We start from the raw sequence: 18054 nt of genomic DNA on the forward strand, positions 1-18054 counted from the left end.
CCCGGTTTGCGAGCAGGCTCGCTCCTGCAGTCCATAAAAAAAAGGCCGCATAGGCGGCCTTTTTTTCTTTTCCGACTCTGGGCTGCCAGAGACAGCCCGAATCGACACTTACTTGGCGGTATCGAACTTCTCGATCTTCGCCTGCTCCTGCAGTTGACGACGGAAGGCAGCGAAGTCTTCCTGGCCACTGCGCGAAGCTAGGAAGCGCTGGTACATGGCCTTCTCCTCGTCGGTCATCTTGGCTTCCGGCTCGCTGACACCGGAGAGACGCACCAGCACGAAGTCACCATTGGGCAGCGCCACGCCAGACAGGCTCGGCTTGTCGGCCGAGACCGGGTGCGCCATGCGGAACACGCCCTGCAGCACGACCGGCTCGACGCCTTCCTGGCTGCGGGAAGCGGCTTCCACTACCTTCCAGCTCTGGCCTTCCTGATCCTGGTTCAGCGGAGTCTTACCATCGCGCAGACTGGCAAGCAGCGCTTCGCCGCGAGACTTGGCATCGGCGGCCGCATGCTCCTGCTGCAGACGGGTGCGAATGGTCGCGCTCACCTGCTCCAGGGTTTCCTGCTCAGGCTTGAGGTGTTCCTTGACCCGCAGTACGACCACGGTGTCCGGGTCCAGCTCGATGGCGCCGCTGTTGGCACCGTCTTCGAGCACCTCGGGGCTGAACGCCGCCTGGATGACCTGACGGTTCGCGGTCACGCCCTCGCCGCCTTCACGGCCGAACGGCTTGCTGGTCTGCACCTTCAGCCCCATGTCCTGGGCCGGCTGGGACAGGTCGGACGCCTCGTAAGCGGCGCTTTCCAGCTGCTTGGTGGCATCGACGAAGCGCTGCTCGACCAGTTGGGTCTTCACTTCCTGCTCCAGCTTCGGCTTCAGGCTGTCGAAGGTCGGAACCTCCGGCGCCTCGACGCCCAGCAGCTTGATCAGGTGCCAGCCATAGGGGGTTTTCACCGGAGCGGAAACCTCGTCCTTCTTCAGCGCATACAGGGCGTCTTCGAAGGCCGGGTCATACACGCCACGACCGGCATAGCCCAGGTCGCCGCCATTGGCGGCCGAACCCACGTCGTTGGACAGCTCCTTGGCCAGCGTGGCGAAGTCTTCGCCCTTGTCCAGACGCGCCTTGATCTCGTCGATCTTGGCCTTGGCCTGCTGGTCGTTCTGCTTGTCATTCACCTCGATCAGGATGTGCGCGGCGTCGCGCTGCTCGGCGAGACCGGCAATTTCCTTCTGGTACAGGGCATCGAGGTCTTCCTTCTTCACCTCGACCTGATCGAAGAAGCCGGATTTCTTCAGCTCGATATAGTCGAGGGTGACCTGCTCGGGGGTCATGAACTCGGTACTGTGGGCGTCGTAGTACGCCTTGATCTCGCTGTCCTCGACCTTGCTCTTGGACGGGTCGGCCTTGAGGGTCAGGGTGGCGAAGTCGCGGGTCTGCTTTTCCAGGCGGGCAAAGGCCTTCAGCTCGTCGTCGGTGACGAAGCCGGTACCGGCGATGCCGGCGCGCAGCTGACCGATCAGCATTTCCTCGCCGAACATGCGACGGAACTGCATGCGATCGTAGCCCATCTGGCGGATGACCTGGTCGAAGCGGTCGGCGTTGAACTTGCCGTCCACCTGGAACTCGGGGGTCTGCACGATCAGTTGGTCCAGCGCCTGCTGGGAGAAGGCGAACTTGTCGTTCTGGGCGGCCTGCAGAACCAGCTTGCGCTCGATGAGCGACTTCAGCGCGGAATCCTTGAGCAGCTTGTCGTCGAGCATGGAGGCATCGAAGTCCTTGCCCAGACGCTGCATCAGTTGGCGACGCTGCATGTCCACGGCCTGCTGTACTTCAGGCAGTCCGATGTCGTCACCATTGACCTGTGCGGCGACGTTCTCGTGTTGGGTTGCGCGAATGATCTGATCGAACCCGGTCAAAGCCATGAGGACAACGATGACCCCCAGGATGGCCTTACTGATCCAGCCTTGAGAATTGTCCCTGATGTTTTGCAGCATGCGGCCCCCGAGCGCGGCCACGGCCTGCCGTCAATGGCGGCGCGGCGTGGAAAAAGGCGGATATAAGAAAGGCGCATCCGAGGATGCGCCTTCTCGTAACTGTTGGAGCGTGCGGGCATCTGCCCGTGACCCCTGACGATTCCTGCCGGCCTTGGGTCTGCAGGATCGCCGCTCCGTGATCGGCCCAGCCGAAGCCGAGCCGATCCAGGTCTAGTCCAAAAAGACGCTTAGTTTACAGCATCCTTGAGGGCTTTACCGGCCTTGAAGCCCGGGATCTTAGCGGCAGCGATCTTGATCGGCTTGCCGGTTTGCGGGTTACGACCGGTGCGAGCAGCACGCTCTTTCACGGCGAAGGTGCCAAAGCCTACCAGTACGACGGAGTCACCAGCCTTCAGGGCGCCAGTTACAGACTCGATTACCGCGTCCAGAGCGCGACCGGCAACAGCTTTCGGGATATCAGCAGATGCGGCGATAGCATCGATCAGTTCCGACTTGTTCACTCTAAGTCCCCTTATTTCTGTTGAGTATGTTTCTATGTGTTAGGTGTAAGCAAAAGCAGGTGCTGGTTTGCCAACTGACAAAGCAAGTGCCGCTTTATAACAAGGGCTCAAAAACAGTGTCAAGAAAGCCCCCCAACTAATGCGTGCTGATTCGCTCCTTGGAATCAGACTCGCGCTTCTCATCCTTTGCAACCATCTCGGGAGCCGCATCGGGCAAGGGCTCCGGCGCGTATTGCAGCGCAATTTGCAGGACCTCGTCAATCCATTTAACCGGTTTAATAACGAGATCGGCCTTAATATTATCCGGAATTTCCCTAAGATCTCGTGCATTTTCCTCAGGGATGATCACGGTCTTGATTCCGCCTCGATGCGCGGCCAGAAGTTTTTCCTTCAGACCACCAATGGCCAGTACCTGACCCCGCAGGGTGATTTCACCCGTCATGGCAACATCGGCGCGCACCGGGATCTGCGTGATGGCGGAAACCAGCGCGGTACACATGCCGATACCGGCACTCGGACCGTCCTTGGGCGTGGCGCCTTCCGGCACGTGGATATGGATGTCGTGCTTCTCGTGGAAGTCCGCCGGAATCCCCAGACTCTTCGCCCGGCTGCGCACCACGGTCAGCGCGGCGGTGATGGATTCGGCCATGACGTCGCCCAGCGAACCGGTCTTGGTCAGCGCGCCCTTGCCGGGAACGATGGCCGATTCGATGGTCAGCAACTCGCCACCCACCTGGGTCCAGGCCAGTCCAGTCACCTGGCCGATCTGGTCCTGCTGCTCAGCCAAGCCGTAACGGAACTTACGCACGCCCAGGTAGTTTTCCAGTGTTTCCGGGGTCACCTTGGCATCGATGCGCTTGGCCTTGGTGCCCTCCTTCACCGCCTTGCGGCAGACCTTGGCGATCTGGCGCTCAAGGCTGCGCACGCCGGCTTCGCGGGTGTAGTAACGAATGATGTCACGGGTCGCGGCTTCCTCGAAGGTCAACTCACCCTTCTTGAGACCATTGGCCGCAGTCTGTTTCGGTACAAGATATTTCGACGCGATGTTGACCTTCTCGTCTTCGGTGTATCCCGGCAGGCGGATCACTTCCATGCGGTCCAGCAGCGGCGCCGGAATATTCATGGAGTTCGCGGTGCAGAGGAACATCACGTCGGACAGGTCGTAGTCGACTTCAAGATAGTGATCGTTGAAGTTGTGATTCTGTTCCGGATCCAGCACTTCCAGCAGCGCCGAGGCCGGATCGCCACGCATATCGCTGCCCATCTTGTCGATCTCGTCCAGCAGGAACAGCGGGTTGCGCACACCGACCTTGGTCATTTTCTGGATCAGGCGACCCGGCATGGAGCCGATATAGGTGCGGCGGTGACCACGAATCTCGGCCTCGTCACGCACGCCACCCAGGGCCATCCGCACGAATTTGCGGTTGGTGGCACGGGCGATGGACTCCGCCAGCGAGGTCTTGCCCACGCCGGGCGGGCCAACCAGGCAGAGTACCGGGCCCTTGAGCTTCTTCACGCGCTTCTGCACGGCGAGGTACTCGAGGATGCGCTCCTTGACCTCTTCCAGGCCATAGTGGTCCGCATCGAGGATATCCTCGGCCTTGTCCAGGTCGTGGCGCACCTTGCTCTCGGCCTTCCACGGCACATTCACCAGCCAGTCGATGTAGGAACGCACGACAGTGGCTTCGGCAGACATCGGCGACATCTGCTTGAGCTTGTTCAGTTCGGCATTGGCCTTGGCCAGCGCTTCCTTGGTCAGGCCGGCGGCATCGATACGCTTCTTCAGTTCCTCGACTTCGTTGTGGCCTTCGTCGATGTCACCCAGCTCTTTCTGGATGGCCTTCATCTGCTCGTTCAGGTAGTACTCGCGCTGGCTGCGCTCCATCTGCTTCTTCACGCGGCCACGGATGCGCTTCTCGACCTGCAGCAGGTCGATCTCGGCATCCAGCATGGCGAGTACGTGCTCGACGCGGGCGGACAGCTCGGTGATCTCGAGGATTTCCTGCTTCTGCTCGATCTTCAGCGCCATGTGCGCAGCCATGGTGTCCACCAGGCGACCGGGCTCGTCGATGCTGTTGAGCGAGGACAGGACTTCCGCCGGAACCTTCTTGCCCAGTTGCACATACTGCTCGAACTGGCTAAGCAGGCTACGCGTGAAGACTTCGGATTCGCGCTCGCCGACAGAGGCCTCGTCAATGATCGAAACTTCGGCGCGGCAGTAGGCTTCCTCGTCGATGAAGCGCTCTACCTGGCCGCGCTGCTCGCCTTCGACCAGCACCTTGACGGTGCCGTCGGGCAGCTTCAGCAACTGCAGGACAGTGGCCACGGTACCCATGCGGTACAGACCGTCCGCACCCGGATCATCGTCGGCCGGGTTCTTCTGCGCCAGCAACAGGATCTGCTTGTCACTGGTCATGGCGGCCTCGAGGGCCTCGATGGATTTCTCACGCCCGACGAACAGCGGGATGACCATGTGCGGATACACCACTACGTCACGCAGGGGCAGCAGGGGCAACTCGACGAGTGTTTTCATGATATTCGGCTCTACAGCGGCACTTGGCCAAAACGATGGGATTGGACCCTTCGGCCTAAGATGGGGTTAGGGCTGGGAAAAAACAAGCGCGGTAGATGGGAAGAAAAAAGGGGCCCTAGGGCCCCTTCTGGTTTCAGGCGTCAGGCGCGGCCTTGGCCGGCTGCTCGGTGTTCTCGTAGATCAGCAGCGGCTGGGAGGAGCCATCGATGACGCTTTCATCGATCACCACCTTGCTGACGTCGTCCTGCGAGGGGATTTCGTACATGGTGTCGAGCAGGATGCCTTCGAGGATGGAGCGCAGGCCACGGGCACCGGTCTTCCGATCCAGCGCTTTACGGGCCACGGCCTTGAGGGCGTCGGGGCGGAACTCAAGGTCCACACCTTCCATTTCGAAGAGCTTGGCGTACTGCTTGGTCAGCGCGTTCTTCGGCTCGGTGAGAATCTGCATCAACGCAGCTTCGTCCAGCTCGTCGAGGGTCGCGATGATCGGCAGGCGGCCGACGAACTCGGGTATCAGGCCGAATTTGACCAGATCTTCCGGCTCGACCTCACGCAGCGCTTCGCCGACCTTCTTGCCCGCCTCCTGGCTGCGAACCTCGGCGTTGAAGCCGATGCCGCCCTTGGTGGAACGGTTCTGGATGACCTTTTCCAGGCCAGCGAACGCACCACCGCAGATGAACAGGATGTTGCGGGTATCGACCTGCAGGAACTCCTGCTGCGGGTGCTTGCGGCCACCCTGGGGCGGTACGGAAGCCACGGTGCCTTCGACCAGCTTCAGCAGGGCCTGCTGAACGCCTTCGCCGGAAACGTCGCGGGTGATCGACGGATTGTCCGATTTGCGCGAGATCTTGTCGATTTCGTCGATGTAGACGATGCCCATCTGGGCTTTCTCGACGTCATAGTCGCACTTCTGCAGCAACTTCTGGATGATGTTCTCGACATCCTCGCCCACGTAGCCCGCCTCGGTGAGGGTGGTCGCATCGGCGATGGTGAACGGAACATTGAGCAGGCGCGCGAGAGTCTCGGCCAGCAGCGTCTTGCCCGAGCCGGTCGGCCCGATCAGCAGGATGTTGCTCTTGCCCAGCTCGACGTCATCCTTGCGCTCACGCTGATTCAGGCGTTTGTAGTGGTTGTACACCGCTACTGCCAGGGTTTTCTTGGCACGTTCCTGGCCGATCACGTACTGATCGAGGATGGTGCGGATCTCTTTCGGCGCCGGAAGCTTGTGCGCACTGCTCTCGGCCTGTGCCTCCTGCACCTCCTCGCGGATGATGTCATTGCACAGGTCGACGCACTCGTCGCAGATAAAGACCGAGGGGCCGGCAATCAACTTGCGCACTTCGTGCTGGCTCTTGCCGCAGAAGGAGCAATACAGCAGCTTGCCGTTGTCCTCGCCGTTGCGGGTGTCAGTCATTCGATCGTTCCAATCGGGGATATACGTGAAGGACAAGATGAAGGCATTCGCAGGCATTTTCAAGCCCGCGAAGCGGCCGGATTACCGGCCGCGGTATTGCGGAGAAACTCAGCTGGCGGAAGGACGCTGAGTGAATACCTGATCGATCAGACCATAGCTGACGGCTTCTTCGCCGCTCATGAAGCGGTCACGATCGGTATCGCGGGCGATGACGTCCAGCGGCTGGCCGGTGTGATGCGCCAGCACCTGGTTCAGGCGTTCCTTGATGAAGAGGATTTCCTTGGCGTGGATCTCGATGTCCGAGGCCTGGCCCTGGAAGCCGCCCAGCGGCTGGTGGATCATCATGCGCGAATGCGGCAGGCAGTAGCGCTTGCCGGCGGCACCGCCGGCCAGCAGCAGGGCGCCCATGCTGCACGCCTGGCCTACGCAGATGGTGGACACGTCGGGCTTGATGAATTGCATGGTGTCGTAGATCGACATGCCGGCAGTCACCGAGCCACCCGGGGAGTTGATGTAGAGGTGGATGTCCTTGTCCGGGTTCTCGGCTTCGAGGAAGAGCAACTGGGCCACCACGAGGTTGGCCATGTAGTCCTCGACCTGGCCGACCAGGAAGATGATCCGCTCCTTCAGCAGGCGCGAATAGATGTCGTAGGAACGCTCACCGCGGGCGGACTGCTCCACCACCATCGGCACCAGACCACCCGCGGCCTGAATGTTCGGAACTTGCGGCATATAAGGATTATGCATGTCCGACGATCACTCCCTAATAAAAAGTCATGGCTCTATAGACGCACAAGCCAGCCCGAAGGCTGGCTTGTGACAATCGAACGAAGCGTTGGATCAGGCCGCTTGCGGAGCTTCTGCAGGCTTGACCGCGTCTTCGTAGGATACCTGCTTGTCGGTCACATTGGCCTTCTGCAGGACAGTATCTACAACTTGTTCTTCCAGTACAACCGAACGGACTTCGTTCAACTGCTGGTCGTTCTTGTAGTACCAGGAAACAACCTGTTCCGGCTCCTGGTAAGCGGAAGCCATCTCTTCGATCATTTCGCGAACGCGGGCTTCGTCGGCCTTCAGTTCGTGCTGCTTGACCAGCTCGGCGACGATCAGACCCAGCACCACACGGCGCTTGGCCTGCTCTTCGAACAGCTCGGCCGGCAGTTGGTCAGGCTTGATGTTGCCGCCGAACTGCTGGACAGCCTGCACGCGCAGACGGTTGACTTCGTTGCCGATCAGGGCCTTCGGAACTTCGATCGGGTTGGTCTCGACCAGACCTTCCATCACTTGGTTCTTCACCTTGGACTTGATGGCCTGGCGCAGTTCACGCTCCATGTTCTTGCGAACTTCGGTACGGAAACCTTCCAGGGTGCTTTCCTTCACGCCGAACAGAGCGAAGAACTCTTCGTTCAGCTCCGGCAGCTTCGGTTCGGCGACACTGTTGACGGTAACGGCGAACTCGGCGGCTTTGCCGGCCAGGTCCAGGTTCTGGTAGTCCTCGGGGAAGGTCACGTTCAGTACGCGCTCTTCACCGGCCTTGGCGCCGACCAGGCCTTCTTCGAAGCCCGGAATCATGCGGCCGGAGCCCAGCACCAGCAGGGTGCCCTTGGCGGAACCGCCAGCGAAGGCTTCGCCGTCGATCTTGCCGACGAAGTCGATGTTCACCTGGTCGTCGTTCTGAGCGGCGCGGTCAACGGCTTCGAACCGGGTGTTCTGCTTGCGCAGGATGTCCAGCATGTTGTCGAGATCGGCGTCGGCCACGTCGGCCTGCAGGCGCTCGACCTTGATGCCGTCGAAGCCGGCAACCTGGAACTCGGGGAAGACTTCGAAGGTAGCGACGTACTCGAGGCCCTTCTCCTTTTCGAACACTTTCGGCTCGACGGAGGGAGCACCAGCCGGGTTCAGCTTCTGCTCGACAACGGCTTCGTAGAAGGTTTCCTGGATCAGGTCACCAAGGGCTTCCTGACGAGCGGCGGCTTCGTAGCGCTGACGGATCACGCTCATCGGCACCTTGCCGGGACGGAAGCCAGGAACCTTGGCGCGACGAGCGGTCTGCTGCAGACGCTTGTTGACTTCGGTCTCGATGCGCTCGGCCGGCACGCCAACGGTCATGCGGCGCTCAAGAGCGGAGGTGCTTTCAACGGAAACTTGCATGGATATTCCTCGTGGCACAGACGTAAGCCGGTCCTTCCGGCTCCCAGAATCAAGGGCAAGCATTCTAGTAGCTAGAAATGCAGAAGTCACCCTGGCTGGAAGCTGCGGAAATTCACGGATGCGAGAGCTTATGGAAAGAAGATGGTGCGGACGGAGAGACTCGAACTCTCACAGCTTGCGCCACTGGAACCTAAATCCAGCGTGTCTACCAATTTCACCACGTCCGCAGGGTACCGCAGAAACGAAAACGCCAGGCTCTGGGCCTGGCGCTTCGGAATATGGGGTGGACGATGGGAATCGAACCCACGACACCAGGAGCCACAATCCTGTGCTCTACCAACTGAGCTACGCCCACCATATTACACTTGCTTGTACCGAACGCCACTTGGCGCACCCGGCAGGACTCGAACCTGCGACCATCCGCTTAGAAGGCGGATGCTCTATCCAGCTGAGCTACGGGCGCTTTAGTGGCGGCAACCCTTGCTTAGCAGATCAGTGGAAACCACTGAACCGGTTTGCACCGCCTTCGTCTTTCGTTTCAGGCAGTGCTCGGCAAGCGGGGCGCATGTTATCGATGAGCCCCTACCCCGTCAACAACTTTTTCAAAAAAAATTCAAAGAGATAAAGGAGTTACGGCAAATCGGGGCGCCCGACTTTGCCTTATGAAGGCAGCGTGCGAAAATGCGCGTCCTTTTTTCACCCGCCCCGATGGTTCCCTCCTGACATGACTGCAAAACTGATCGACGGCAAAGCGATCGCCGCCAGCCTCCGCCAGCAGATTGCCCAACGCGTCAATGAACGCCGCCAGCAAGGACTGCGCATCCCCGGCCTGGCAGTGATCCTGGTCGGCAGCGACCCCGCCTCTCAGGTCTATGTCGCGCACAAGCGCAAGGACTGTGAAGAGGTCGGCTTCCTCTCCCAGGCGTACGACCTCCCCGCCAGCACCACTCAGGAAGAGTTGCTGGCGCTGATCGACCGCCTGAACGCCGATCCGGCCATCGACGGCATCCTGGTCCAGCTCCCCCTCCCCGCCCACCTCGATGCCTCGCAACTGCTGGAACGCATCAGTCCGGACAAGGACGTGGACGGTTTTCATCCCTTCAACATCGGCCGCCTGGCCCAGCGCATCCCGCTGCTGCGCCCCTGCACCCCGAAAGGCATCATGACCCTGCTGCAGAGCACCGGCGTCGACCTGTACGGCATGGACGCAGTGGTAGTGGGCGCCTCGAACATCGTCGGCCGCCCCATGGCGCTGGAGTTGCTGCTGGGCGGCTGCACCGTCACCGTGACCCACCGCTTCACCCGCGACCTGGCCGAGCACGTACGCCGCGCCGACCTGGTGGTCGTGGCCGCCGGCAAGCCGGGCCTGGTCAAGGGCGAGTGGATCAAGGAGGGCGCCATCGTCATCGACGTGGGCATCAACCGCCAGGCCGACGGCAAGCTGGTGGGCGACGTGGAATACGACGTCGCCGCCGAGCGCGCCAGCTGGATCACCCCGGTTCCGGGCGGCGTCGGCCCGATGACCCGCGCGTGCCTGCTGGAAAATACCTTGTACGCCGCCGAACACCTGCACACCTGATACGTTCGCCGCGCAAATGAAGAAGGCCGCTGATCAGCGGCCTTCTTCATTTCCAGGGGACCATTACTCGGCGAGACGCCAGGTAGTGCCGCCCTTGCCGTCTTCCAGCACCACGCCCAGAGCGGTCAGCTCATCGCGGATGCGGTCGGACTCGGCCCAGTTCTTCGCCGCACGGGCATCCAGGCGCGCCTGGATCAGCGCCTCGACCTGCGCCGCATCGACCTTGCCAGCTGCGCCGGCCTGAAGGAACTCGTCGGCATCCAGTTGCAGAACACCCAGCAGAGCCCCCAGCTCACGCACGCGCGCCGCCAGTGCAGCCGCAGCCGCCGGCTCGCTATCCCGCAGACGGTTGATTTCACGCGCCATCTCGAACAGCACGGCAACCGCTTCCGGCGTACCGAAGTCATCGTCCATCGCCGCGGCGAAACGCTCGACGAAGGCCTCGCCTCCCACGGCAGCCACCTGCGGCAGGCCGCGCAGCGCGGTGTAGAAACGCTCCAGCGCGCCCTTGGCTTCCTTCAGGTTGTCTTCGGAGTAGTTGATCGGGCTGCGGTAGTGGCTGGAAACCAGCAGGAAGCGCACGACTTCCGGGTGGTATTTCTCCAGCACCTCGCGAATGGTGAAGAAGTTGCCCAGGGACTTGGACATCTTCTCGCCGTCCACACGCACCGCGCCAGCGTGCATCCAGCTGGCCGCGTAGAGCTTGCCGGTGGCCGCCTCGCTCTGGGCGATCTCGTTCTCGTGGTGCGGGAACACCAGGTCCGGGCCGCCGCCGTGGATATCGAAAGTCTCGCCCAGGCAGCAGGTGGACATCACCGAGCATTCGATGTGCCAACCCGGACGCCCGGCGCCCCAGGGCGATTCCCAGCTCGGCTCGCCGGGCTTGGCGCCCTTCCAGAGCACGAAGTCCAGCGGGTCTTCCTTGGATTCGTCGACCTCGATCCGCGCACCGATGCGCAGGTCCTCGATCTTCTTGCGCGACAGCTTGCCGTAGCCGGCGAACTTGCCGACCCGGTAGTAGACGTCGCCATTGCCCGGCGCGTAGGCGTAGCCCTTGTCGATCAGGGTCTGGATCATCTCGTGCATGCCAGCGATATGGCCGGTGGCGCGCGGCTCGATGTCCGGACGCAGGACCGACAGGCGCGCCTCGTCCTCGTGCATCGCGGCAATCATGCGAGCGGTCAGGTCTTCGAACGACTCGCCATTCTCCTGGGCGCGACGAATGATCTTGTCGTCGATGTCGGTGATGTTGCGCACATAGGTCAGGTCGTAGCCGCGATGACGCAGCCAGCGGGCGATGACGTCGAACGCCACCATCACGCGGGCATGGCCGATGTGGCAGAAGTCGTACACGGTCATCCCGCACACATACATGCGCACCTGGTTACCCACCAGCGGCTTGAAGCTGTCCTTGGTCTTGGACAGCGTGCTGTAGATCTGCAAGTCGGCCATCCGTTACTGCCCCCAGGAATCGCGCAGGGTCACGGTGCGGTTGAAGACCAGGGCGTCGGCCCTGGAGTCCTTGGCATCCGCGCAGAAGTAGCCCTCGCGCTCGAACTGGAAGCGATCCTCAGCCGTGGCGCTGGCCAGCGACGGCTCGGCGCGGCAGCCCTTGAGCACCACCAGGGAGTCCGGGTTGATGTTGTCGAGGAAGCTGCCGCCCTCTTCGGATTTCTCCGGGTTGGCGGAGCGGAACAGGCGGTCGTACAGGCGCACTTCGCACTCCACGCTCTCGGCAGCCGGCACCCAGTGGATCACGCCCTTGACCTTGCGGCCTTCGGGGTTCTTGCCCAGGGTGTTCTCGTCGTAGCTGCAGCGCAGTTCGACGATGTTGCCGGCGGCATCCTTGATGGCTTCGTCGGCGCGGATCACATAGCTGCCGCGCAGGCGCACTTCGCCACCGGGGATCAGGCGCTTGTAGCCGGCCGGCGGGACTTCCTCGAAGTCACTGGCATCGATGTAGATCTCGCGGCTGAACGGCAGCACGCGCAGGCCCATGTCCTGCTTCGGATGGCGCGGCAGCTCGAGGTTCTCGACCTGGCCTTCCGGGTAGTTGGTGATGACCACCTTCAGCGGCTTGAGCACGCACATGGCGCGGCCGGCGTTGGCGTCGAGGTCGTCACGGATGGCGAACTCCAGCATGCCGATGTCCACCACACCACCGGCGCGGTTCACGCCGATCATGTCGCAGAAGGTACGGATCGATGCCGGGGTGTAGCCGCGGCGGCGGTAGCCCGAGAGGGTCGACATGCGCGGGTCGTCCCAGCCATGCACGTGGTTTTCATCGACCAGTTGCTTGAGCTTGCGCTTGCTGGTGATGGTGTAGTTCAGGTTCAGGCGCGCGAATTCGTACTGGCGCGGCTGGGCCGGAACCGGCAGGTTGGCCAGGAACCACTCGTACAGCGGGCGGTGATCCTCGAACTCCAGGGTGCAGATGGAGTGGGTGATACCCTCGATGGCGTCCGACTGACCGTGGGTGAAGTCATAGCTGGGGTAGATGCACCACTTGTCGCCCGTCTGGTGGTGGTGGGCGTGGCGGATGCGGTAGAGGATCGGGTCGCGCAGGTTGATGTTCGGCGAGGCCATGTCGATCTTCGCGCGCAGCGAGCGGGCGCCGTCGGCGAACTCGCCGGCCTTCATGCGGGCGAACAGGTCCAGGTTCTCTTCCACCGAACGCTCGCGGAACGGGCTGTTCTTGCCCGGCTCGGTCAGGGAACCGCGGTAGGCGCGCATTTCCTCGGCGTTCAGGTCGCAGACGAAGGCCTTGCCGGCCTTGATCAGATCGACGGCCCAGGCATGCAACTGGTCGAAATAGTCGGACGCGTAGCGCACCTGGCCGGCCCACTCGAAGCCCAGCCATTTCACGTCGGCCTCGATGGCGTCGATGTATTCCTGGTCTTCCTTCGCCGGGTTGGTGTCGTCGAAGCGCAGGTGGCAGTCACCGCCGAACTCCTTGGCCAGGCCGAAGTTCAGACAGATGGACTTGGCGTGACCGATATGCAGGTAGCCGTTGGGCTCCGGCGGGAAGCGGGTGACGATCTTCTGGTGCTTGCCACTTTCCAGGTCGGCCGCAACGATCGGACGCAGGAAGTTGGCGGCAACAGTGGCTTCTTTCGTATCGGCGGTAGGCTTGCTCATGGTGTCCTTGATCATGCTGGTGTTCGGCCAGGGTAGGCCAGCCAAACCAAAGCGCTTATCATAGCCGAAGCTGTCAACCCCCTGACAGGCCTTCGATTTTTACCAAGAGCGGAATTCCCTGATGACTACCACCGTCAAACTGCAGACCAACTTCGGCGATATCACCCTTGAACTGTTCGACGACAAGGCGCCGGAAACCGTGGCCAACTTCAAGGAGTACGTGAAGGCCGGCCATTACGACAACACCGTGTTCCACCGTGTGATCAACAACTTCATGATCCAGGGCGGCGGTTTCGAGCCGGGCATGAAGCAGAAGTCCACCCGCAAGTCGATCAAGAACGAAGCCAACAACGGCGTCGGCAACAAGATCGGCACCGTTGCCATGGCCCGCACCATGGAACCGCATTCGGCCAGCGCGCAGTTCTTCATCAACGTCGCCGACAACGATTTCCTCAACCACAGCGCGCCGACCGTGCAGGGCTGGGGCTACTGCGTGTTCGGTGAAGTGAAGGACGGCATGGACGTGGTCAACAAGATCAAGGGCGTGGCCACCACCATGCGCTCCGGCCACCAGGACGTACCGGCCGACGACGTGATCATCGAGAAAGCAGAAGTCATCGGCGAGTGAGTCGATGAGCGTCCTGTTCATCTCGGACCTGCATCTCGAAGCGGAACGCCCGGACATTACCCGGGCGTTCTTGCATTTCCTCTCCACTCGCGCCCGCACGGCCGAGGCGCTGTATATCCTCGGCGATTTCTTCGAAGCCTGGATCGGCGACGATGGCATGGACGAGTTCCAGCACTCCATCGCCCGCGCCCTGCGCGAGCTGTCCGACAGCGGCACGCGCATCTTCCTGATGCACGGCAACCGCGACTTCCTGATTGGCCAGGCCTTCTGCCGCGAAGCCGGCTGCACGCTGCTGCGCGACCCGAGCCTGATCGATCTGGACGGCGAGAAGATCCTGCTGATGCACGGCGACAGCCTGTGCACCCTCGACGCGGCCTATATGAAGCTGCGCCGCTGGCTGCGCAATCCGCTGACCCTGTTCATCCTGCGTAACTTGCCGCTGGCCACCCGGCACAAGCTGGCGCGCAAGCTGCGCAAGGAAAGCCGCGCGCAGACCCGCATGAAGGCCAGCGAGATCGTCGACGTCACCCCGGCGGAAGTGGAGCGCATCATGCGCGACAAGGGCGTGCGCATCCTGATCCACGGCCACACACACCGCCCCGCCGTCCATGAACTGACTATCGACGGTCGACCGGCGCGGCGCATCGTACTGGGCGACTGGGATCGCCAGGGCTGGGCCCTGGAAGCTGACGACCAGGGCATGCAGCAGGCGCCCTTCCCGCTCTGAACCACCCCGGCCACCGCAACGGTGGCCTTATGGCGTTAACCTACTCGCACTGTCAGACCTTTCCTATTGACCGGCACCTGCCACCTTGAGCAGCATTCGCGGTTTGCTCACTCAAGGAAGAAACATGTTCAGCAAGGGAAACCTCATCAAGTTCGGCGCCCTGCCCCTGGCACTGGTCGCCGCCGCCTTCATCCTGTTCAACGGCGTCTTCTTCTATAACGAAGCCGGCTTCATGACCCATGTACGGACCATCTTCGGCGACGAGAAGATCGTCGACGACGTGGGCTATGCCACCAAGTGGTTCGGCCGCGCCACCACCTGGAAGAAAGCCATCAGCGTGCAGTCCGTGCTGATCATGGACGAGAACGACAACAACCCGGACAACGACGGCCTGGGCGCCACCATCGAAGCCTTCCCCATCGTGTTCCTCGGCAACGTCGACGCCAAGGTCGAATCCTCCGCGCGCTTCCGCCTGCCTGGCGGCGACCAGTTCCTGAAGATGGCCCAGGAATACCGCAACCCGGACAACTTCATCCGCACCGCGCTGGTCCCGGCGATCAAGGAAACCCTGCAGGCCACCGCCTCGCTGATGACCGCCGACGACTACTACGCCGGCGCCCGCAGCGAATTCGCCGCGGAGTTCGAAAACCAGCTGAACGACGGCCTGTACCTGATCAAGCGCAAGGAAGTCCGCGGCCCGCGCGGCGCCGTACCACACCAGACCGCCATCCTGCAGGCCGGCACCGAACAGGGCAGCTTCGGCGACAACAATGCCAGCCAGTTCGTCACCGAGAAAGTCACCGACGCCAAAGGCATCCCGGTGCGCAAGCAGCAGCAGTTCCGCAAGTTCGGCGTGGAAGTGGTGGAGGCACGCATCACCAATGTCGACCCGAACCCGCAGTACAAGCAGCGCATGGTCAAGGTACAGCAGGCGCTGGCCGAACTGGCCGTGGCTCGGCAGAACCGCCTGAAGGAAGAGGAAGAGAAGCTGCTGGTCACCGCTCGCGGCGAGAAGGAAGTGGAAGCCAAGCGCCAGGAGACTTTGCGTGACCAGATCGAGCGCACCACCCAGGCGGAAACCGAGAAGCAACTGGCAGTGATCAACGCCGAGCGCGAGAAACAGCGCGCCGAGATCGAGAAACAGACCGCCGAACTGCTGCGCGACAAGGCCACCGTCACCGCGCAGGCCACCAAGATCACCGCCGACGCCGATGCCTACGCCCGCGAAGCGGTGATCAAGGCGGACGGCGCACTGCAGCCCAAGCTCGACGCGCTGATCGCCATCAACAAGGTCTGGGCCGAGGCCGCCGCCCAGGCGCCGGTGCCCAGCGTGATGATGGCGGGCAGCCAGACTGGCACCAGCAGCCGGCAGGACGAGATCGGCCAACTGATGGGCGTACTGGCCACCAAGGCCGCGCGCGACCTGGCGCTGGACCTGAAGGTGAAGGACTAAGCCTGAATCTGAACCTGTAGGAGCGAGCTTGCTCGCGAACGGATTTCCGGCAGCTCTGTAGCTGGGTTGGTTCGCGAGCAAGCTCGCTCCTACGAAGAACCAAGAAAAAAGCGCCCAACTGGGCGCTTTTCATTCCGGTGTGGCGAATCAGGCCGCCTGTTGCTCCGGCACTCCGCTGTGGAAGCGGAACTCGCTGTCCGGCGCCAGGATCAGCCCGGCTTCCACTTCGCGAATCTCCGCCACGCGACGCTCGATATCGGCGTCATCGCCATAGCGGCGCGCCAGGCTCAGGTAGCCCTGGAAATGCCGCGCCTCCGACTTCAGCAACGAGCCATAGAACTTGGCGAGGTCCGCGTCCAGATGATCTACCAGCGCGGCGAAGCGCTCGCAGCTGCGGCATTCGATGAAGGCACCGACGATCAGGGTATCCACCAGCTTCTGCGGCTCGTGGTTGCGCACCACGGCGCGCAGGCCGGAGGCGTAGCGGCCGGCGGAGATCGGCCGCAGCCCAATACCGCGCTTCTTCAGGATCGCCAGCACCTGCTCGTGGTGGCGCAGTTCCTCGCGGGCCAGACGCGACATGAAGTTCACCAGCTCCTCGTGGCCGCTGTACTTGGCGATCAGGGCCAGGGCCGTGCTGGCGGCCTTGAACTCGTTGTTCTTGTGATCGATCAGCATCACCGCCTGATCCCGCAGCGCGGCCTCGACCCACGCATCCGGCGTGGCACAACCGAGAAATTCCCTGATTTCAGACAACATGCTCAACTCCGACGAAGCGTTCCACCGGCTGGCCGGTGCCATAAATGGGGGGCATTATACGAATGCCGCCGTGCGTAACCAGCGTCCGCCTTTGATATGCCTCAACGTCATGACGGCGATATCCCGACTACAGTTGTTCCACATAAACAACGCGCACGAAGGGAGACGATCATGCAAGCCATCCGTAGCATCCTCGTAGTCGTGGACCCTGACCAGCCGGACGGTCTCGCCCTGAAACGGGCACGACTGATCGCCAGCGTCACCCAGTCCCATCTGCACCTGCTGGCCTGCGAGAAACGCGGCGATTTCAGCGCTGCGCTCGAAGAGTTCGCCCAGGGGCTGCGCCAGGAAGGCTTCAGCACCTCCAGCCGGCAGGCCTGGAAGGACAGCCTGCACGCCACCATCATCGCCGAGCAACAGGCCGAAGGCTGCGGCCTGGTGATCAAGCAGCACAGCCCCGACAACCCGCTGAAGAAGGCGCTGCTGACCCCGGACGACTGGAAGCTGCTGCGCCATTGCCCTTCTCCCGTGCTGCTGGTGAAAACCAACCAGCCCTGGGCCGGACGCAACATCCTTGCAGCCGTGGACGTGGGCAACAGCGACGCCGAGCACCGCACCCTGCACTCCGGCATCGTCAGTAACGCCTACGACATTGCCGGGCTGGCCCACGGCGAGCTGCACGTGATTAGCGCCCACCCCTCGCCAATGCTGTCGTCCGCCGACCCGACCTTCCAGCTCAGCGAAACCATCGAGGCGAAATACCGCGAGGCTTGCCGGGCATTCCAGGCCGAGTACGGCATTGACAACGACCACCTGCATATCGAGGAAGGCCCGGCCGACGTGCTCATCCCGCGCGCGGCGCACCACCTGTCGGCCGCCGTCACCGTGATCGGCACCGTGGCGCGCACCGGCTTTTCCGGCGCGCTGATCGGCAATACCGCCGAGGTGGTGCTGGATGCGCTGGAAAGCGACATCCTGGTGCTCAAGCCGGACGACATCATCGCCCACCTGGAAGAGCTGGCCGCCCAACCCTGACGGGAACGGACTCGGGATAGCACTTGCAGGAGCGAGCTTGCTCGCGAACAGAACGCCTTGGCCACATCGCTGCTGGACGGTTCGCGAGCAAGCTCGCTGCTACCAGCCCCCCAAAAGCCGCCCGTCGGGCGGCTTTTTATCC

The 18054-nt window shown here is 62.2% G+C and carries 14 protein-coding genes and 3 tRNA genes; 5 read left to right on the forward strand and 12 right to left on the reverse strand.

The features are described from left to right. Window positions 1–108: 108 nt before the first annotated feature. The 9 genes from ACYCAX_RS20985 to ACYCAX_RS21025 form a co-directional block, all read right to left on the reverse strand. On the reverse strand, window positions 109–1995 hold the full coding sequence (locus ACYCAX_RS20985; protein WP_015476890.1) for a SurA N-terminal domain-containing protein: 1887 nt from the start codon (window positions 1993–1995) through the stop codon (window positions 109–111). A gap of 227 nt (window positions 1996–2222) precedes the next feature. After that, complete coding sequence (gene hupB, locus ACYCAX_RS20990; RefSeq protein WP_003087931.1) at window positions 2223–2495, reverse strand: nucleoid-associated protein HU-beta; 273 nt, start codon at window positions 2493–2495, stop codon at window positions 2223–2225. Between the two features lie 136 nt (window positions 2496–2631). After that, entirely contained in the window at window positions 2632–5028 is a 2397-nt protein-coding gene (gene lon / locus ACYCAX_RS20995; RefSeq protein ID WP_015476889.1) for an endopeptidase La, read from the reverse strand. Window positions 5029–5161: 133 nt separating this feature from the next. Beyond that, the gene (gene clpX / locus ACYCAX_RS21000) at window positions 5162–6442 is read right to left on the reverse strand and encodes an ATP-dependent Clp protease ATP-binding subunit ClpX (protein WP_015476888.1); all 1281 of its coding nucleotides are present in this window, start codon (window positions 6440–6442) and stop codon (window positions 5162–5164) included. A gap of 108 nt (window positions 6443–6550) precedes the next feature. Further along, the gene (gene clpP / locus ACYCAX_RS21005) at window positions 6551–7189 is read right to left on the reverse strand and encodes an ATP-dependent Clp endopeptidase proteolytic subunit ClpP (RefSeq protein WP_041711910.1); all 639 of its coding nucleotides are present in this window, start codon (window positions 7187–7189) and stop codon (window positions 6551–6553) included. Between the two features lie 93 nt (window positions 7190–7282). Continuing rightward, window positions 7283–8593, reverse strand: a complete 1311-nt coding sequence (tig, locus tag ACYCAX_RS21010) for a trigger factor (protein WP_015476886.1) — start codon at window positions 8591–8593, stop codon at window positions 7283–7285. 142 nt (window positions 8594–8735) lie between these two features. Further along, window positions 8736–8820 (reverse strand) — tRNA-Leu (locus ACYCAX_RS21015). A gap of 52 nt (window positions 8821–8872) precedes the next feature. Further along, window positions 8873–8948 (reverse strand) — tRNA-His (locus tag ACYCAX_RS21020). A gap of 31 nt (window positions 8949–8979) precedes the next feature. Then, window positions 8980–9056: transfer RNA gene (locus tag ACYCAX_RS21025), tRNA-Arg, on the reverse strand. Between the two features lie 261 nt (window positions 9057–9317). Between ACYCAX_RS21025 and folD the strand changes: the two genes are divergently transcribed. Further along, window positions 9318–10172: a bifunctional methylenetetrahydrofolate dehydrogenase/methenyltetrahydrofolate cyclohydrolase FolD gene (folD, locus tag ACYCAX_RS21030; protein ID WP_294977472.1), complete on the forward strand. Its 855-nt coding sequence runs from the start codon at window positions 9318–9320 to the stop codon at window positions 10170–10172. 63 nt (window positions 10173–10235) lie between these two features. Here folD and cysS read toward each other — a convergent pair whose 3' ends face one another. Together cysS and ACYCAX_RS21040 are read right to left on the reverse strand one after the other, a co-directional pair. After that, window positions 10236–11624, reverse strand: coding sequence for a cysteine--tRNA ligase (cysS, locus tag ACYCAX_RS21035; protein WP_294977473.1), 1389 nt, complete (start codon window positions 11622–11624; stop codon window positions 10236–10238). A gap of 3 nt (window positions 11625–11627) precedes the next feature. After that, window positions 11628–13310, reverse strand: coding sequence for a glutamine--tRNA ligase/YqeY domain fusion protein (locus tag ACYCAX_RS21040; RefSeq protein ID WP_294977482.1), 1683 nt, complete (start codon window positions 13308–13310; stop codon window positions 11628–11630). A 121-nt stretch (window positions 13311–13431) separates the two neighbouring features. Between ACYCAX_RS21040 and ACYCAX_RS21045 the strand changes: the two genes are divergently transcribed. The 3 genes from ACYCAX_RS21045 to ACYCAX_RS21055 all read left to right on the forward strand — a co-directional run bounded on the left by ACYCAX_RS21045 (window position 13432) and on the right by ACYCAX_RS21055 (window position 16118). Next, window positions 13432–13938, forward strand: a complete 507-nt coding sequence (locus ACYCAX_RS21045) for a peptidylprolyl isomerase (protein ID WP_294977474.1) — start codon at window positions 13432–13434, stop codon at window positions 13936–13938. Window positions 13939–13942: 4 nt separating this feature from the next. Next, a complete protein-coding gene (lpxH, locus tag ACYCAX_RS21050; protein WP_015476881.1) occupies window positions 13943–14665 on the forward strand; it encodes a UDP-2,3-diacylglucosamine diphosphatase in 723 nt (240 codons plus the stop codon). 124 nt (window positions 14666–14789) lie between these two features. After that, window positions 14790–16118, forward strand: a complete 1329-nt coding sequence (locus ACYCAX_RS21055) for an SPFH domain-containing protein (protein ID WP_294977475.1) — start codon at window positions 14790–14792, stop codon at window positions 16116–16118. Between the two features lie 147 nt (window positions 16119–16265). Here the strand turns inward: ACYCAX_RS21055 and ACYCAX_RS21060 are convergent, their stop codons facing one another. Next, window positions 16266–16883, reverse strand: coding sequence for a MiaE family protein (locus tag ACYCAX_RS21060; RefSeq protein ID WP_294977476.1), 618 nt, complete (start codon window positions 16881–16883; stop codon window positions 16266–16268). A 165-nt stretch (window positions 16884–17048) separates the two neighbouring features. Here ACYCAX_RS21060 and ACYCAX_RS21065 point away from each other — a divergent pair, with 165 nt between their 5' ends. Then, the gene (locus tag ACYCAX_RS21065; protein ID WP_015476878.1) at window positions 17049–17912 is read left to right on the forward strand and encodes a universal stress protein; all 864 of its coding nucleotides are present in this window, start codon (window positions 17049–17051) and stop codon (window positions 17910–17912) included. The last annotated feature ends 142 nt before the right edge of the window (window positions 17913–18054 follow it).

This window comes from Pseudomonas sp. MT3 (assembly GCF_054720805.1).

What these genes read in the sequence shown, in the direction of transcription:
- ACYCAX_RS20985 (WP_015476890.1), bottom strand. Translation starts at nt 1,995, where the DNA reads ATGCTGCAAAACATCAGGGACAATTCTCAAGGCTGGATCAGTAAGGCC.
- lon (WP_015476889.1), bottom strand. Translation starts at nt 5,028, where the DNA reads ATGAAAACACTCGTCGAGTTGCCCCTGCTGCCCCTGCGTGACGTAGTG.
- clpX (WP_015476888.1), bottom strand. Translation starts at nt 6,442, where the DNA reads ATGACTGACACCCGCAACGGCGAGGACAACGGCAAGCTGCTGTATTGC.
- clpP (WP_041711910.1), bottom strand. Translation starts at nt 7,189, where the DNA reads ATGCATAATCCTTATATGCCGCAAGTTCCGAACATTCAGGCCGCGGGT.
- tig (WP_015476886.1), bottom strand. Translation starts at nt 8,593, where the DNA reads ATGCAAGTTTCCGTTGAAAGCACCTCCGCTCTTGAGCGCCGCATGACC.
- folD (WP_294977472.1), top strand. Translation starts at nt 9,318, where the DNA reads ATGACTGCAAAACTGATCGACGGCAAAGCGATCGCCGCCAGCCTCCGC.
- cysS (WP_294977473.1), bottom strand. Translation starts at nt 11,624, where the DNA reads ATGGCCGACTTGCAGATCTACAGCACGCTGTCCAAGACCAAGGACAGC.
- ACYCAX_RS21040 (WP_294977482.1), bottom strand. Translation starts at nt 13,310, where the DNA reads ATGAGCAAGCCTACCGCCGATACGAAAGAAGCCACTGTTGCCGCCAAC.
- ACYCAX_RS21045 (WP_294977474.1), top strand. Translation starts at nt 13,432, where the DNA reads ATGACTACCACCGTCAAACTGCAGACCAACTTCGGCGATATCACCCTT.
- lpxH (WP_015476881.1), top strand. Translation starts at nt 13,943, where the DNA reads ATGAGCGTCCTGTTCATCTCGGACCTGCATCTCGAAGCGGAACGCCCG.
- ACYCAX_RS21055 (WP_294977475.1), top strand. Translation starts at nt 14,790, where the DNA reads ATGTTCAGCAAGGGAAACCTCATCAAGTTCGGCGCCCTGCCCCTGGCA.
- ACYCAX_RS21065 (WP_015476878.1), top strand. Translation starts at nt 17,049, where the DNA reads ATGCAAGCCATCCGTAGCATCCTCGTAGTCGTGGACCCTGACCAGCCG.